The sequence below is a fragment of the Streptomyces sp. NPDC051921 genome, assembly GCF_040680975.1.
GTDB lineage: Bacteria > Actinomycetota > Actinomycetes > Streptomycetales > Streptomycetaceae > Streptomyces.
The window spans coordinates 115,178-131,150 of record NZ_JBFAXU010000001.1 but is presented as its reverse complement, the minus strand read 5'-3'; the positions used below and the strand labels follow the sequence as shown (position 1 = coordinate 131,150).

General features: G+C 72.5%; 15 protein-coding genes. 4 read left to right on the top strand and 11 right to left on the bottom strand.

Annotated elements, in window-relative coordinates; all coding sequences use genetic code 11:
• Positions 1-10 precede the first annotated feature (10 nt).
• The 3 genes from AB0M16_RS00645 (at position 11) to AB0M16_RS00635 (ending at position 2,688) form a co-directional block, all read left to right on the top strand.
• Positions 11-403, top strand: a complete 393-nt coding sequence (locus tag AB0M16_RS00645) for a tyrosinase family oxidase copper chaperone (RefSeq protein WP_365337226.1) — start codon at positions 11-13, stop codon at positions 401-403.
• A gap of 29 nt (positions 404-432) precedes the next feature.
• Positions 433-1,353: a grixazone synthase gene (gene griF, locus AB0M16_RS00640; protein ID WP_365337224.1), complete on the top strand. Its 921-nt coding sequence runs from the start codon at positions 433-435 to the stop codon at positions 1,351-1,353.
• Between the two features lie 81 nt (positions 1,354-1,434).
• Entirely contained in the window at positions 1,435-2,688 is a 1,254-nt protein-coding gene (locus AB0M16_RS00635; protein WP_365337222.1) for an MFS transporter, read from the top strand.
• 60 nt (positions 2,689-2,748) lie between these two features.
• On the opposite strand, the gene griH is transcribed toward AB0M16_RS00635, so the two are convergent.
• From griH to pdxH, 4 genes are all read right to left on the bottom strand, one after another.
• Positions 2,749-3,855, bottom strand: coding sequence for a 3-amino-4-hydroxybenzoic acid synthase (gene griH, locus AB0M16_RS00630; protein ID WP_365337220.1), 1,107 nt, complete (start codon positions 3,853-3,855; stop codon positions 2,749-2,751).
• A gap of 33 nt (positions 3,856-3,888) precedes the next feature.
• Positions 3,889-4,719: a 2-amino-3,7-dideoxy-D-threo-hept-6-ulosonate synthase gene (locus AB0M16_RS00625; protein ID WP_365337218.1), complete on the bottom strand. Its 831-nt coding sequence runs from the start codon at positions 4,717-4,719 to the stop codon at positions 3,889-3,891.
• Between the two features lie 67 nt (positions 4,720-4,786).
• Positions 4,787-6,049, bottom strand: coding sequence for an aspartate kinase (locus AB0M16_RS00620; protein WP_365337217.1), 1,263 nt, complete (start codon positions 6,047-6,049; stop codon positions 4,787-4,789).
• A gap of 371 nt (positions 6,050-6,420) precedes the next feature.
• Positions 6,421-7,047: a pyridoxamine 5'-phosphate oxidase gene (gene pdxH / locus AB0M16_RS00615; RefSeq protein ID WP_365337917.1), complete on the bottom strand. Its 627-nt coding sequence runs from the start codon at positions 7,045-7,047 to the stop codon at positions 6,421-6,423.
• A gap of 236 nt (positions 7,048-7,283) precedes the next feature.
• Between pdxH and AB0M16_RS00610 the strand changes: the two genes are divergently transcribed.
• Positions 7,284-8,393 carry a citrate synthase 2 gene (locus AB0M16_RS00610; protein ID WP_365337215.1) on the top strand — a complete coding sequence of 370 codons (1,110 nt, stop codon included), beginning with the start codon at positions 7,284-7,286 and terminating at the stop codon, positions 8,391-8,393.
• Here the strand turns inward: AB0M16_RS00610 and AB0M16_RS00605 are convergent.
• The 7 genes from AB0M16_RS00605 to AB0M16_RS00575 all read right to left on the bottom strand — a co-directional run bounded on the left by AB0M16_RS00605 (position 8,363) and on the right by AB0M16_RS00575 (position 15,972).
• A complete protein-coding gene (locus AB0M16_RS00605) occupies positions 8,363-9,403 on the bottom strand; it encodes a 2-oxoglutarate and iron-dependent oxygenase domain-containing protein (protein ID WP_365337213.1) in 1,041 nt (346 codons plus the stop codon). The genes AB0M16_RS00610 and AB0M16_RS00605 overlap by 31 nt on opposite strands.
• A 311-nt stretch (positions 9,404-9,714) precedes the next feature.
• Complete coding sequence (locus AB0M16_RS00600) at positions 9,715-10,293, bottom strand: TetR/AcrR family transcriptional regulator (RefSeq protein ID WP_365337211.1); 579 nt, start codon at positions 10,291-10,293, stop codon at positions 9,715-9,717.
• Positions 10,281-11,015, bottom strand: coding sequence for an enoyl-CoA hydratase family protein (locus AB0M16_RS00595; protein WP_365337209.1), 735 nt, complete (start codon positions 11,013-11,015; stop codon positions 10,281-10,283). The genes AB0M16_RS00600 and AB0M16_RS00595 overlap by 13 nt, the downstream gene beginning before the upstream one ends.
• Positions 11,012-12,598 carry a 4-coumarate--CoA ligase family protein gene (locus AB0M16_RS00590; RefSeq protein WP_365337207.1) on the bottom strand — a complete coding sequence of 529 codons (1,587 nt, stop codon included), beginning with the start codon at positions 12,596-12,598 and terminating at the stop codon, positions 11,012-11,014. Before AB0M16_RS00590 ends, AB0M16_RS00595 begins: the two co-directional genes overlap by 4 nt.
• A 211-nt stretch (positions 12,599-12,809) precedes the next feature.
• Positions 12,810-13,943, bottom strand: coding sequence for an MFS transporter (locus AB0M16_RS00585; protein WP_365337205.1), 1,134 nt, complete (start codon positions 13,941-13,943; stop codon positions 12,810-12,812).
• Positions 13,944-14,005: 62 nt separating this feature from the next.
• The gene (locus AB0M16_RS00580; protein WP_365337203.1) at positions 14,006-14,977 is read right to left on the bottom strand and encodes an LLM class flavin-dependent oxidoreductase; all 972 of its coding nucleotides are present in this window, start codon (positions 14,975-14,977) and stop codon (positions 14,006-14,008) included.
• Complete coding sequence (locus AB0M16_RS00575) at positions 14,974-15,972, bottom strand: FkbO/Hyg5 family chorismatase (RefSeq protein WP_365337201.1); 999 nt, start codon at positions 15,970-15,972, stop codon at positions 14,974-14,976. The genes AB0M16_RS00580 and AB0M16_RS00575 overlap by 4 nt, the downstream gene beginning before the upstream one ends.
• Position 15,973 lies beyond the last annotated feature (1 nt).

The window sequence follows — 15,973 nt, the reverse complement described above, 5'->3', positions numbered from 1 at the left end:
GGGAACCACCGTGTCCATCAAGCGACGCGACATGGTCAAGCTGACCGCCGGCGCGGCCCTCGCCGCCTCCGCCGCCGCGGTCCCGTTCGCCACCGGCGCCATCGGCGCCGACGAGGACCCCGCCCAGGCCGGCGGCGCCGCCGGGGGCGAGTACACCGAGACGTACCAGGGCCGCACCATCCGGGTCGCGTCCGCCGCGGCCGGCGGCGGCGTGTACATCGACGGGCGGCCGCTGCACCTCATGAAGTTCGCGGACGACGCCTACCTCAGCTCGCTGTGCCACTACGAGATGGCGCCGACCCCGCTGGTCGCCGCCCGTCGCGCCGTCGAGGAGCTCCGCGGCGCCCACCTGCTGCCGAACGTCCACGGCGCCCACGTCATGGACGCCACGACGCCCGCCTGACCCGACCGTCCCCGAAACGGAGCTCCGCCATGGTGCACGTACGCAAGAACCACCTCGACATGACGGCCGAGGAGAAGCGCCGATTCATCCACGCGGTCAAGGAGATCAAGCGGAGAGGCATCTACGACCGCTTCGTCGACCTGCACATACGCGTCAACTCCCAGGACTACCTGGACAAGGTCACCGGCAAGCGGCTCGGCCACATCAACCCCGGCTTCCTGCCCTGGCACCGCCAGTACCTGCTGCGCTTCGAGCGCGAGCTGCAGAAGGTCGACCCGCGGGTCACCCTGCCGTACTGGGACTGGTCGATCGACCACGGTGTGGACTCCCCGCTGTGGGCCGACAACTTCATGGGCGGCAACGGGCGCCCCGGCGACCGCCGGGTCATGACCGGCCCGTTCGCCCGCGACAACGGCTGGGTCCTCAACATCAGCGTCATCCCCGTCGGCGACGAGAACCCGGCCCTCAACGGCAACTACACGCACGACGACCGGGACTTCCTGGTCCGCGACATGGGCACCCTGACCGACAAGCTGCCCACCCCGAAGCAGCTGGACGACACCCTGAACCTGAAGGTGTACGACTCGGCGCCGTTCAACCACACCGCGGGCAGCGAGCCGCCGTACGCGAGCTTCCGCAACCACCTGGAGGGCTACACCAAGTTCGCCTGGGAGGAGAGCGCCGGCAAGCTGCACGCGGCCGGGCACGTGTGGGTCGGCGGCCACATGATGTACATCGGCTCGCCCAACGACCCGGTGTTCTTCCTCAACCACTGCATGATCGACCGCTGTTGGGCCCTGTGGCAGGCCCGCAACCCCGAGGTCCCGCCCTACCTGCCGCTGCAGCCCACGCAGGACGTCCCCGACATCAACACCTCGCTGGGCCCCTGGCACACCATGACGCCCAGGGACCTGATCGACCACACCAAGTGGTACCGCTACGACCACTGACACCCGGCAGGCGCCGGATCTCGGTCTCCCCGGAGACCGGGGTCCGGCGCCTTCGTGTCTCCCCACCCCGTGGAGGTAATCGTGCTCGCCCGAAGACACTCCCCCGTGGCCGTCCTCGCCCTGTGCTGGGCGGCCGTCTTCTTCGACGGCTTCGACGTCATGGTGTACGGCGCGGGTCTGCCGTACATGCTCGACGACCCCGCGTTCGGTCTCGACGCGGCGACCGCCGGCACCGTCGGCAGCTGGACCACCTTCGGCATGCTGCTCGGCGCCCTCGGCTGCGGCAGCCTCACCGACGGCGTGGGCCGCCGCCCGGTCCTCGTCGGCTGCGTCCTGGCCTTCTCCGCCGGCTCCGGCGTCTGCGCGGCGGCCGGCTCGGTCGGCGTCTTCGGCGCCGGACGCTTCCTCACCGGCCTCGGCCTGGGCGGGCTCATCCCCGTGTGCCTCGCCGTCGTCGCCGAGTTCACCCCCGAGCGCCGGGTGCCGCTGGCCACCGGCATCCTCATGTCGGCGTACCACGCGGGCGGGATGACCGCGACGGGCGTCGGCCTCTCCCTCGCCCCCGCGTACGGCTGGCGCTGGGCCTTCGCCGCGGGCGTCCTGCCCGCACTCGTGGCCGTACCGCTGCTGCTCCGCTTCCTGCCCGAGTCGCCGACCGTCCTGGCGAACAGGGCCCTGCCGGGCCGGAGGCGGTCCGGGGAGCGGACGCGGGCCGTGGCCGCGCTCGTCGGCCGCGAGCACCGCGCGTCCACGCTGCTGCTGTGGCTGGCCTCCGCGTGCGGCCTGATGCTCGTGTACGGCCTGAGCACCTGGCTGCCGCAGCTGATGCGGGTCTCGGGCTACGGGCTCGGCTCCTCGGTCGGCTTCCTGATGGCGGTCAACGCGGGCGGCATCGTCGGCATGCTGCTGGCCGGCTGGGTCGCCTCGCGGTTCGGCGCCGTACCGGTGGCCGGGACCTGGTTCGTGCTCACGGCCGGCTCCCTGCTGCTGCTCTCGGTGCGGATGCCGGTGCCGGTGACGTACGTCGTGGTGACGGTGACCGGGATCTGGCTCTACAGCGCCTCGACGATGGTCTACGCGGTGGCCGGCGGCTTCTATCCGGCGGCGCTGCGGGCCCCGGGGCTCGGCTGGGTGGCCGGGGTCGGCCGGCTCGGCGCCGTCCTCAGCCCCTGGCTGGGCGGCTACCTCTTCGCCCACGGCCACGGCCGGTGGGGCTTCTTCGTCTTCGCGGCGGCCGGCCTGCTGGGCGCGGTCGCGGTCCTCCTCAGCCGGGTGGCGCGGCGCACGGCGGCCGTGCCGGCGGCGGACGTCCGGGCCGGTGCGGCCGCCGGGTGAGACGGCCCGGCCGTGCCACCCGCGAGGGGTGGCACGGCCGGGGGGCGCACCGCGGAGGACCTACTTCTCCAGGCAGAACTCGTCGATCGGGTAGCCGACGTGGCGGTCCTCGCTCGGCAGGTAGCCGAGCACGACGTCACCCGGCTTCAGCTCCGTGCTGTTGAGCACGACGCCGTTGGGGCCGAGGACCCGGACGTGCCAGTCGTCCTGGAGGATCAGGTTGACCCGCTGCCCGTTGGGGGCCTCGGCGTCGATGGAGATGAGCGGACGGGACTCGATCTTCACCCGGCCGACCGTGACCAGACGCGTGTTGCCCTTCACGTCGACCGCGGTGACCTTGCTGCCTGCCTTGAGCTCGCTGAGGTAGTTGGTGCGCTCGTCCTTGCCCAGCGTGTACGAGTGGATCGCGCCGGCGTTGACGCGGAACGGGCGGGTCGGCATGTACGGCAGCGGGTGGGTCTCGCTGACGCACAGGATCATGCCCTTGGAGTGCGAGCCGACCAGGATGCCCTCGTCCTCGCGGAAGTGCGTGCAGGTGTCGACGCAGGCCCGCTCGCCCATGCCGATGTGGGTGGTCTCCACGATGCGCAGCTCGGTGAGGTTGACGTTCGGCACGTCGGCTTCGGCGGCCCGCTTGAGGGCGGCGGTGTCGCCGACCTTCGCCGGGGCCATCATGACGCCGTCCGAGCCGTGCTCCAGGACGCCGAAGATGATCTCGGCCTCCTCGACGTCCTGCGCGACGGTGACGAGCGAACCGGTGGCCCGGGCGGCCGCCGCGATCACGATCTCCAGCGGGATCTTCGTGGGGTCGCGGAACAACAGCACGCTCCACTTCTCGGTGCGCGCCGACTCACAGGCGTCCTCCAGGGTGGGGGCGTCGATGATCTCGACGAACCGGCCGACCTCCACCTCGGGGTGCTTCAGGGCGAGCTCGGCCGGGGTCACGCCGTGCTTGGCGGGGTCGACGATGACGACGGTCGCGTCGCCGAAGTCCTCCGGCAGCGGCTTGTTCTGCGGGAACAGGACCTTGGTGATGGTCGGCGGCAGATCCTCGAGGTGCGCGGTGTCGTCGGCGACGACCGCCTCCACGCGGTGGTGCAGCGCCTCCTGGAGGATCGCCTCGCGGGCCTCGCCGAGCGAACGGATGTCGAGCCAGCTGATCTTCACGGAACTCTCCTGATCTGTCGGTCTGCTTGCGCTTCAGCGAGTGGTCTGAACGACGCGGTGCGGGTGGTGCGGCGGAGCGGAGGCGGTGGTGCGCCGTCCGTGCACGAGGTCGGAAAGCTTGTCGGTGAGGGCGCCCGGGTTCGGGGCCTGGAAGACGTTGCGGCCCATGGCGATGCCCGCGGCGCCGCCGCTGAGGGCCTCCTCGACGTAGGCGAGGGTGGCCGCCTCGTCGTCGTTGCGGGGGCCGCCGGTCACGATGACCGGGACGGCGGCGGTGGCGGTGACGTCCCGCATCGCCCCGACGGAGCCGACGTACGGGCTCTTCACGATGTCGGCGCCGAGGTCGGCGGCGAGCTGGATCGCGTGGGCGACCAGGGCGGGGTCCCGCGGGTCGGCGATCTTGGGGCCGCGCGGGTACATCATCGCGAGCAGCGGCACGTTCCAGCGGTCGCAGGCATCGCCCACCGCCGCCAGGTCCGCGACCTGCCGGCGCTCCTCGTCGGCGCCCAGGTTGACGTGCACGCTGACCGCGTCGGCGCCCAGCCGCAGCGCCTCCTCGACGCCCGCCACCAGGTACTTGGCGTTCGGGTCGGGGGCGTGCACGGTGCTGGCGCTCAGGTGCACGATCAGCGAGGTGTGCGCGAACCACTCGGGGTCGATCCGCCGCAGCGCGCCCTTGTGCAGCACGACGGCGTCCACGTGGTGGCGGGCCAGGTCGCCGACGAGCGCGCCGACCCGGCTGCCGCCGGTCACCGGGCCGTCGGTGACGGAGTGGTCGAGCGGCACGACGAGGAGCCGGTCAGGGGCGTGGCGGTACAGCCTCCGCAGCCGTAAGCGGCGGGCGAAGGACAGCTGCTCGGTCATCGGTTCTTCTCCCAGAGGGGGACGGTGTGCGGGTGGCTCGGGTGCGGGCGGCGCACGGGTGGGTGGCTCATGTGCGGCTCGCGAGGGTCAGCGGGGTGTCGTCCGGCGAGCCGTCGAGCTCGAACTCGGTGTGCAGCAGCCGGACCGCGCGGTCCACCTCGGCCCGCGGCACGGTCACCGAGATGCGCAGCTGGGAGGCGGAGAAGGCGCCGGCGCTGATGCCGCGGTCGGTGAGCGCGGACAGCATCCGGGCCGCGTACTGGGGGCGGCTGAGCAGGCCCTTGCCGACGATCGACACCTTCGCCACCGTGTCGTCGACGGTGAGCGCGTCGGCGCTGTCGGCGGCGTGAGCGGCCAGGAACTCCCGTACCGCCGCCACCCGGGTGTGCGGCACGGTCAGGCCGATGGTGTGACCGCCGCCGCGCTCCTCGTGCACGGACGTCATGTCCGCCGGCACGGCCTGCTGGCCGAGCGCGCGGAAGACGGTCAGCGCCGGGTTCTCCGCCGTCCGCGCGGTGCGGACGGTGACGCGGGCCGCGTCCTGGTCGTGGACGACCGCCATGACGGCGGCCTGGGTCTCGAGCATGCTGTCTCCGTCCGTCGCGTGGATACGGGTGCCGACCTCGGGGGCCGCGGAGTGGCCGACGTGGATGTCCAGGCCGCAGAGCGCGGCGAGTTCGACCGCTCGGGAGTGCATGACCTTCGCGCCGGCGAAGGCCATCTCCGCCATGACGTCCATGTCGAGGCGGGGCATCAGCCGGGCCCTGGGGACCAGGCGGGGGTCGGCGGTGAGCACGCCGGGGACGTCGGTGTAGATCTCGCAGTGGGTGGCGCCGAGTTCGGCCGCGGCGGCGACGGCCGTGGTGTCGGAGCCGCCGCGGCCCAGCGTGATGATGTCGCCGGCCGCGTCGACGCCCTGGAAGCCGGCGATGACCACGACCTGTCCGGCGTCGAGGAGCCGTACGGCGCGCTCGGTGTCGATGGCGACGATGACGCCCGCGCCCGGCGGCCCGGAGGCGAGGATCCCGGTCTGGGCGCCCGCGAGGGCGGTCGCCGGGGTGCCGAGCCGCTGCAGCGCCATGGCCGTGAGGGCCGCGGAGGCCGCCTCGCCGGTCGCGAGGAGCTGGTCGAGCTCGCGGCCGTCGGCGTCGGGGTTGATCTCGCCCGCGGTGCCGATGAGGTTGTCGGTGGTCTTGCCCTGTGCCGAGACGACGACGGCGACGCGACGGCCGGACGCGGCGACGCGGGCGATCCTGCGGGCCACCCGGCGCAGGTGTCCGGTGGTGGCCAGCGAGCTGCCGCCAAACTTCTGCACCACTGTGCTGCCCATGACTCCCCCGCTCGCTGGTGAACTCGTGCCACCGAGCCAACCCGAGCGCCGTATCGGGCCCCGTATTGCGCGGGCTATCCGGAGCGCATCGGGCTCGCATCGGAGCGTGACAGCGAAAAAAGGGGTTGAAGGAGAGCGGAGGAGGTTCTTAGTGTGTGGGCACACGCGAAAGGAGGTGATCCGAAAAAATGGTTTCTTTTCGGACTCGTGAGGTGACTGCGGGCTAAGGCCTGCCGTCGCACTCTGTGCACCTCGGCAGGCCTTCTGCCGAACACCAACGCAGTCACCCGACCCGTGGGCCGCCGGTCAGTCCGGCCGGCTCCCGTCCGAACCTAGGCGGACGGGACCAAGGCCCACGGGTCGTCCGCGTCTCAGGGGGAGAGTCGCTCCACCCGCCAGGCCGCGCCCTCGCGTACGTACCGCAGCCGGTCGTGCAGGCGGTTCTCGTGCCCCTGCCAGAACTCCACCGTCTCCGGTACGACCCGGAAGCCGCCCCACTCCGGCGGCACCGGCACCTGCTCGCGCTCCGGGTAGCGGGCGGCCAGCTCCTCGTAGCGGGCGAGCAGCTCGGTCCGCGACTCGATCACCGAGGACTGGTGACTGGCCCAGGCCCCCAGCTGCGAACCGTGCGGGCGGGTGCGGAAGTAGGCGACCGTCTCGTCGCGGCCGGTGCGTTCGGCGCGGCCGGTGACGATGACCTGGCGGGCCAGCGGATGCCAGGGGAAGAGCAGGGACACGTACGGGTTGGCCGTCAGCTCCTGCCCCTTGCGGGAGCCGTAGTTCGTGTAGAAGACGAAGCCGGCCTCGTCGTAGTGCTTGAGCAGCACCGTGCGGGAGGACGGGCGGCCGTCGGGGGCGGCGGTGGAGACGACCATCGCGTTGGGCTCGTGGATCGCCGGACTGTCGGCGGTCTCCTTGAACCAGCGCGCGAACTGTTCGATCGGTTCGGGAGCGAGGTCGGCCACGGTCAGCTCCATGGTCCGGTACACCTCGCGCATGTCGGCGGGATCGAGAGCGTCGGTCACGAGGCCATCCTGCCGTAGCGTCGGAGTGTGCCCCGCATCGCCGGGCGCCAATCCTTCCTCGCCGATTCGGCGGAGTGTGCCGGATGTCACCTTTCCCCGCATCATCGGAACCGTACAGACTCATCCCCTGGATCGCTGTTGCCCTCCACCAGCCAACGGCCGAATGATTGATCATCGATCAACCGTTCTCGTGAATCAGGAGCCGCCTCATGTCCGACTTCGTACCCGGCCTCGAAGGAGTCGTCGCGTTCGAGACGGAGATCGCCGAACCCGACAAGGAGGGCGGTGCCCTCCGCTACCGCGGAGTCGACATCGAGGACCTGGTGGGTCACGTCTCGTTCGGCAACGTCTGGGGCCTCCTCGTCGACGGCGCCTTCAACCCGGGCCTGCCGGCCGCCGAGCCGTTCCCCATCCCGGTGCACTCCGGTGACATCCGGGTCGACGTGCAGTCCGCGCTCGCGATGCTCGCGCCGGTCTGGGGCCTGAAACCGCTCCTGGACATCTCCGCCGAGCAGGCCCGTGACGACCTCGCCCGCGCCGCCGTCATGGCCCTGTCGTACGTCGCCCAGTCGGCCCGCGGCCAGGGCCTGGCGATGGTGCCGCAGAGCGAGATCGACAAGGCCCAGTCCGTCGTCGAGCGGTTCATGATCCGCTGGCGCGGCGAGCCGGACCCGAAGCACGTCAAGGCCGTCGACGCCTACTGGACCTCGGCCGCCGAGCACGGCATGAACGCCTCCACCTTCACCGCCCGCGTGATCGCCTCGACCGGCGCCGACGTCGCGGCGGCGCTCTCGGGTGCCGTCGGCGCCATGTCCGGCCCGCTGCACGGCGGCGCCCCCTCCCGCGTGCTCGGCATGATCGAGGAGATCGAGCGCACCGGCGACGCCACGGCCTACGTGAAGCAGGCCCTCGACAAGGGCGAGCGCCTCATGGGCTTCGGCCACCGCGTCTACCGCGCCGAGGACCCGCGCGCCCGCGTCCTGCGCCGTACGGCGAAGGAGCTCGCGGCCCCGCGCTTCGAGGTGGCGGAGGCCCTGGAGAAGGCGGCCCTGGAGGAGCTGCACAACCGGCGCCCCGACCGCGTCCTGGCCACCAACGTCGAGTTCTGGGCCGCGATCGTCCTCGACTTCGCCGAGGTCCCGGCGCACATGTTCACCTCGATGTTCACCTGCGCCCGTACGGCCGGCTGGTCGGCGCACATCCTGGAGCAGAAGCGCACCGGCCGTCTGGTCCGCCCGTCGGCGCGCTACACGGGCCCCGGTCAGCGGGACCCGCGCGAGATCGAGGGCTACTCCGACATCACGGACATCGCCGGCTGACCGTCCTTGACCAGCAGGTCCGCGTGGTGCCGGGCCGCCGCCAGGGGGTGGGCGCGCAGCTTGCCCTTCAGCTCGTTGAAGCCGTACTCGGCGAACAGGGGGTTCGCCGGGTCGGCCGTGAGGCCGGGCGCGGCGGCGGCGTACGGGAACTCCAGCGGGGCGATCCGGGCGTCGAGCCGAGGGTTGTAGAAGAACGGGACGGAGAACCGTTCGGTCACCCCGGGCGGTGACACCACGCGATGGTTGGTGGCGACGAGGTAGCCGTTCGTCGCCACCTCCAGCAGTTCGCCCAGGTTCACCACGAACGCCCCCGGCAGCGGCGGCACGTCGTGGAAGATCCCGTCCTCCCGCTCCACCTGGAGCCCGCCCACGTCGTCCTGGAGCAGCAGCGTCAGGAAGCCGTAGTCCTTGTGCGCGCCGACGCCCTGGTCGTCGCCCTCGCCGCTGCTGCCCGGGTAGCGGACCAGCTTCAGGTGCGGGTGGGCGTGCGCGCCGAAGTCGGCGTCGTAGAAGTCCGGCCGGGCGCCGATCGACGCGAGCAGCTCGTGCAGCAGCCGCTCGGCCACGCCGCTGAGCCGCTCGATCCAGTTCAGCGCGGCGAGCCGCAGCTCGGGCAGGCCCTCGGGCCACTGGTTCGGACCCTGCAGCCACCAGTACGGGGGTTCACCCGGCCCCGGCACGTGCGCGGGCCGCTCCGCCCCGATGTCCAGCTGGTCCCGCCAGTCCCGGGCCCCGCCGGTCCGCTCGTCGCCGACGCGGGTGTACCCGCGGAAGTGCGGCGAGTACGTGGTGTCGAGCGCCAGCCGCTCCGCCTCCGGCAGCTCGAAGAAGGCCCGCATCGCCGACGTCAGCGCCAGCTTCTCGCCGGCGGTCACGCCGTGCCCGACGAGCTGGAAGAAGCCCACGTCATGGGCGGCGGAGTGAAGCTGCGCGTGGAGCAGGCGCCGGGCCTGGGGGCCTCGGTCGGCGGCGGAGAGGTCGACGATGGGGAGCTGCGAGGCATAACTCATGATGTGCGTCCGCGGGGGTGTACGGCGCCCGGTGCCGCGCCTGGGGTGGCGGCGCTGCCGGACGATGGGGTGGGGCGTGGGTCAGGGGTGACGGAGACCCGGACAGCCCATGCTCGCGACGCGGAGCAGATCCACGTGGCGGCGACGTACGAGCGAAAGCATGCGACAAGCGTACTGCGGCGAAGGGGTGACGGCGGGGGCGCGCGGTGTCTCTTGGCTCACGCCCCGGGAGGCGGTGGCCGTGGTGCCGGACGGTGGCCCCGACGACCCCGGTGCCCCCGCCCGGCCCTCCCGCACCGCCCCGGAGCCGGTCAGCCCAGCGCCCCGTCGAGGATCGCCGCCCACTGGGCCACGACCCGCTCGCGGCGGGCGCGGTCGTCCGTGAGCAGGGTGGCGAGGCCGAGGCCGCGGGCCATGTCGAGGAGACCCTGGACGGATTCGCGGACGCCCGGCCGGGACTCGTCCGCGCCGAGGAGTTCGACGGCGATGCGGTGCGACTCGCGGCCCACCCGGGCCTCCAGCTCGGTGACGCGGGCGCGCAGCTGGTCCTCGTTGGAGGCGGCGACCCACAGGTGGAGGGCGGCCCGGAAGAGGGGGCCGGTGTAGAGGTCGACGAGCGCGCCGACGACGGCGCGGCGGTCCTGGGTGGGGAGGGTGCGCAGCGCCTGGGAGCGTTCCTCGGCGACGTACTCGACGGCGGCCGTGAAGAGGTCCTCGCGGGTGGGGAAGTGGTGCTGGGCGGCGCCCCGGGACACCCCGGCCCGTTCGGCGACCACCGAGACGGTGGAGCCCGCCCAGCCGTGTTCGGCTAGGCAGGCCACCGCCGCCTCCAGGAGCCGCTGCCGGGTGGCGCGGCTCCTGTCCTGCTTCGGGCCGGTCAGAGCCGCCACGTCGGGTCCCGTCGTTCGAGGAAGGCCGTCATCCCTTCGCGTGCCTCGGCCGAGGCGAACAGCGAGGCGGACAGCTGGACCAGCTCCTCCGCATCGCGCTCGAAGGTCTCCAGGACTCTAGCCGTGACCAGCCGCTTCGCCTCGCGCAGCCCCTGCGGGGAGGCGCCGCGCAGCCCGTCGAGGACCGCGTCCAGGTCCTCGGCGCCGGCCGTCACGAGGCCCATGGCGCGGGCGGCCGGCGTCCCGAACCGCTCTCCGGTCAGGTAGTAGCGGGCCGCCGCACGGGGCTCCAGCTTCGGCAGCAGCGTCAGCGAGATGACGGCGGGCGCGACCCCGATCCGTACCTCCGTGAGCGCGAAGTCGGAGCCCTCCGAGGCCAGGACGACGTCGCAGGCGCCGAGCAGTCCCAGGCCGCCGGCCCGGGCGTGCCCGTCGACGACGCCCACGACCGGTTTCGGGAGCTCGACGATCTGCCGGAGCAGGTCCACGAAGGCGTACGGCCCGGGCGGGGCCTTGAGGTCGGCGCCCGCGCTGAAGGTGGCACCGGTGTGGGTGAGGACCACCGCCCGGACGCCCGGGTCCTTGCCGCACGCGCTGAGCGCGTCCGCGAGTTCGGTCACCAGGGGCGCGGAGAGCGCGTTGCGGTTGGCCGGGGAGTCCAGGGTCAGGGTGGTGATGCCCCGGTCGGCGGCGATGCCGACCAGGCTCGTGTCGGTGCTCATGAGCGGTCCCTCAGTTCCCGGCGCAGGATCTTGCCCGACGCCGCTCGGGGCACGGTGTCGATGAACTCCACCTGCCGGATCTTCTTGTACGGCGCGACGCGCTCGGCCACGTACGCCATGACGTCCTCGCCGCCGAGGCCGGCCGCGGCCGGCTGGCGGACCACGAACGCCTTGGGTATCTCGGTGCCCTCCGCGTCCGTCACCCCGATGACGGCGGCGTCGGCGATGCCCTCGTGGGTGAGGAGCAGCGCCTCCAGTTCGGCCGGCGGGACCTGGAAGCCCTTGTACTTGATGAGCTCCTTCACCCGGTCGACGACGTACAGCCAGCCGTCCTCGTCGACCCGGCCGACGTCCCCGGTGTGCAGCCAGCCGTCCGCGTCGACCATGGCGGCGGTGGCCTCGGGCCGGCCGAGGTAGCCCTTCATGACCTGCGGGCCGCGGATGACGATCTCGCCCTCGTCGCCGGGCGCGGCGTCCTTCGCCGGGTCCTCCAGGGAGACGAGCCGCATCTCGGTGGCGGGCAGCAGCTTGCCGACGGTGCCGGGCGGGGGGGTCTCGGCCGCGAGCGGTACGAGGTGGGTGGCCGGCGACAGTTCGGTCATGCCGTACGCCTGGAGGATCGGCGGCAGCCCGAGCCGCGCCGAGCAGGCCTCGGCGAGCGCGGCGTCGAGCGGTGCGGCGGAGCTGACGATGTACTTCAGGGACGACAGGTCGTACTGCGCGACGGCCGGGTGCTTGGCGAGCGCGAGGACGATCGGCGGCGCGACGTACAGGGCGTTGATGCGGTGCCGCTCGATGGCGGCGAGGAAGCCGTCGAGTTCGAAGCGGGGCAGCACGACGACGGTGGCGCCCTGTCGCAGCGGCGCGTTCATCAGGGCGGTCAGGCCGTACACGTGGAAGAAGGGCAGGACCGCGAGGATCCGGTCGCCGGGGCCCATCGGCATGAACGGTTCGAGCTGGGCGAGGTTGGTGGCGATGGAGGCGTGGGTGAGCATCACGCCCTTGGGGATCCCGGTGGTGCCCGAGGAGTACGGCAGCGCGGCCACGTCCGTCGCGGGGTCGACCGCGAGTTCGGGCTCGGGCGCGGTGGAGCCCAGGAAGGCCTGGAGCGAGCGGGTCCCGTCGCCGTCCGGCGCGGTGTCGCAGACGAAGATCTCCGCGACGCCGCCCGCGAGTTCGGCCGCCGCGCGGGCGGTGGCGAGCAGCGGCGACACGGTCACGATCCAGCGCGCGGCCGAGTCGCGCAGCTGCTTGGCGAACTCCTCGGGAGTGGCGAGCGGATGCACGGTGGTCACGGACGCCCCGGCCCGCGTGGCCGCGTAGAACGCGACCGGGAACAGCACGGTGTTGGGGCTGTGCAGGGCGAGGACGTCGCCCTGCCGTACGCCCGCCCCGGCGAGCCCGGCGGCGACCCGCCGGTGGAAGGCGTCGATCTGTCCGTACGTGAGGGTGAGCGCCCCGTCCCCGCCGGTGCCGTCGATCAGCGCCGGCAGCTCGCCGAACTCGGCGGCACGGCCGAGGACGGCGTCGTGGATGGGGAGGGAGACGACCGGGACGTCGGCGTACTCGCTGCTGAACACCATGCGCGCGTGCCCCCTGACTCTGGGTGTGTGGTGGCGACAGAATGGCTTGTGCGGGTACGGCTTGGGGAGACCTCGGAAGGTCTTGGCAGGACCTTGGCAGCCGTACGCAAAACAAGCAAGCGTGCATGCATGATTTCAGGGCGGACGCGGACCGGCCCCGGATCACGATCCGGGGCCGGTCGGGCCGCGTACGTGGTTCTCGATGCGCCCCCTAAGAAGGGGCGACCGCCCGACGCGTCGTCCGGATCACCAGGGTCCCGGCCAGCGCGGCGGCCGCGATGAGCGTCGCGAAGGCCGTGGAGGACGTGACGACGTCGGTGGCGTCGACGGCGTACCCGGTCAGGATGGGGAGGATGCCGGCGAGCAGGTAACCGCCCGCGCTGAGCGCGGCGTTGGCCTCGGCGAGGCGGGGCGCGGGAACCTCGGTGGCCAGCCGGGTGAAGCCGCCGTACTGGCTCATGCCCTGGCCGACGCCCGCGAGGACCGCGGCGCAGGTCAGGGCGGTGAGGGACCGGGAGTGGACCGCGGCGGCCGTGCCGAGCATGGCGAGGCCGGTGACGGCTCCCGCGACGGTCAGGACGCGGCCTGCCGGCAGCCTCTTGGCGAGGAACTGGACCGCGGTGGACGCCCCGAACATCAGGAATCCGATACCGCCGGTGATCAGGCGGTTGGTGGTGTGCAGGAGCGAGCCGAGCAGGGTGGGGCCCAGGGCGAGCAGCAGGGAGGTTCCCGTCATGCCGGGGGCGTAGGCCATGAGGCTCGTGACGAGGCCGCGCCGGTTGGCGGGGGGCACGGAGGGCAGGCGCAGCCAACCGGCGCCGTCGGCGCGGTGGTCGGCGGGCCCGGGGCGGGGCAGGAGCCGGCGGACGACGGCCGCCGCGGACAGCAGCAGGAGGCCTTCGAGCACGAAGGCGGTGACGGTGGGGGCGCCGAGGTACTGGGAGATGGCACCGCCCACCAGCGGGCCTGCCGCCAGGCCGGTGCCGATGGAGACGGACGCGGCGAGGGACGCCTGGGTGCGGCGTCCGGGGCCGCCGACGTGGACGACGGCGGCGGTGCCGGCCGAGAGGACGGCGCCGACGGCCACTCCGGTGAGCAGCCGCGCGGTGAGCAGGGTGAGGACGTGGCTCGCCGTCATGAACAGGACGCAGGAGACGAGGGCCGCGGCCAGGGCGGGGGTGAGGACGCGGCGGGCGCCGTACCGGTCGGCGAGGGCCCCGGTGAAGGGGAGGGCCAGGAGCAGGCCTCCGATGTAGGCGGCGAAGATGACGGTCGTGGTGCCGGTGGAGTAGCCGATGCGGTGCTGCCACAGGCCGAGGAGCGGGGTCGGGATGTTGGACAGCATGAACACGGCCGTGATCGGCCATGCCGCTGCCCAGACATCCCAGGACCGCCGGGGTTCGCGCGTCACAGGTCGCGCAGGAGCGGGAGCAGTTCGTCCGCCGTGCGCCGCACCGCGGTGCGGTAGCCGGCCTCCGTCAGCTCGTCCGTGGGAAGGCGCAGGATCAGGTGGCGGGCGCCGTTCCTGACGTACTGCCCCAGCCAGTCGGCGACCTCGCCGGGGGTGCCGCCGAAGATGCCCTGGGTCGTGCGCATCGTGGTGAGGGGGAGTCCGTAGTAGGCCTGGAAATAGGACCAGAGGGTGTCCTCGGCCTGCTTCCTGGTCCGGTCGACGGCGACGGAGAGGTAGACGGCTCCGGTGACGGCCCCGTCCGGGCGGCCCGCTTCGCGGCGTGCGGCGTCGACCTGGTTCCAGCCTTCGGCGTACTTCTCGGGCGTGGTCGAGGTGGGCATCCAGCCGTCGAACCGCTGCCCTGCCCGTTGCAGCATCTTGGGGCCGGAGTGGGCGATCCACAGCGGCGGTCCCTGCGGCTGGTGCGGCACGGGCAGCAGGGCGGCGTCCTTGAGCTGGTAGTGCCGTCCGTCGTAGGAGACGGGGTCGCCCTTCGCGGCCCACAGCGCCTGGCAGATCTCGACGGTCTCGCGCATGCGCCCGAAGCGGGTCGAGAAGTCGAGCCCGTAGTTGCCGAATTCGCGTTCCGTGGCCGGTGAGGCGAATCCGGATCCGATGCCCGCGATGAGCCGGCCGCCCGACATCCTGTCGAGGCAAGCGAGTTCGTGGGCGAGGTGCACGGGCGGGCGCAGCGGCATGAGGACGGCGGTGCCCAGCTGGAGGCGCTCGGTGGCGGTGGCGGCCGCGGTGAGGGCGAGCAGCGGGTTCATCCGGGAGCGGGCCAGGGGGGATTCGCCGGCCCACACGGAGTCGAAGCCGCTCTCCTCGGCGAGGGCCGCGATGGAGGCGAGGTTCTCCGGGTAGGGGCCGTCGTCGATGACGGACTCGCGTCCGGGCAGGACGATGCCCACTTTCAGGGCGGTCACAGGTTCCACCCCCGCCCGGGGACGATGCCTTCGATCTCGACGAGGAGGTCGTCGCGGCAGACGGCGACGTTGAGGTACTTCACCTCAAGGCCAGCGCCAAGCGTCTCTTCACAGACCTCACGCACTGCCGGAATATCGCTGTCATGTCGCACGTAGGCCTTGATCAGTCGGAGGTCCTTGAGGCTGTGGTCGGCGTCGACGCCCTGGGCCGCGAGGTTGTCGCGGGAGATGAGGTGGGCGATGTTGTCGAGCGTCTGGCGGGTCTGGCGGCGCACGTCGCCTCGGTGGACGGTCTCGTGGCCGAGGATGGAGGCGGTGCCCGAGACGTAGAGGGTGTCGTCCAGGAGGGTGGCCCGGGCGAAGCTGGGCGGCTTGGGACCGTACTGGTCGGGATAGTGGTACGCGGCCGTCTGGTTGCTGTTCTCCAGGTGCCGGGGCACTCCCCCGCGGGTGGCGAGCAGGACGAAGGCGATGCCGCGGCTCTGGGTGCCGATGCCGGTGGCGGCGGGCAGTTGGGCGGTGCCGTCGCCGAGGTGGGTCCGGAAGGCCTGGGCGCGGCCCTGGACGAAGTCCTGGTAGACCTCCATGCCTTCGGCGTTGGTGCCGACGATGTCGCCGACGAAGTTCCACATGCGGAAGATGTGGCCGTAGTCGAGGTGGCTCGCGAGCGCGAAGGCCTTCTCGTACAGGGCCCGGACCGGGGGCGTGTAGACGTCCTGTTCCGGCAGGAGCCCGGCGATGAACAGGTGGTGGCCGTCGTGGGCGTAGGCGAGGTCGTCGCGCAGGGCCCAGCGGGGGCTGCCGTCCACGGTCCACACCTCGCGGAACGGTTCGCCGGTGCCCGTGACGGCCATGGGCACGGTCAGGTCGGGGTTGCCGTGGTCGGTGAAGGCGAGGCGGGCGGTGTCGCCGTAGGTGACGGTGGCCAGGACGTGCCGGCCCGGTTCGGTGCGGGGTATCTCGGTGGCGGAGGTGAAGTGGGCACGGATGCTCATG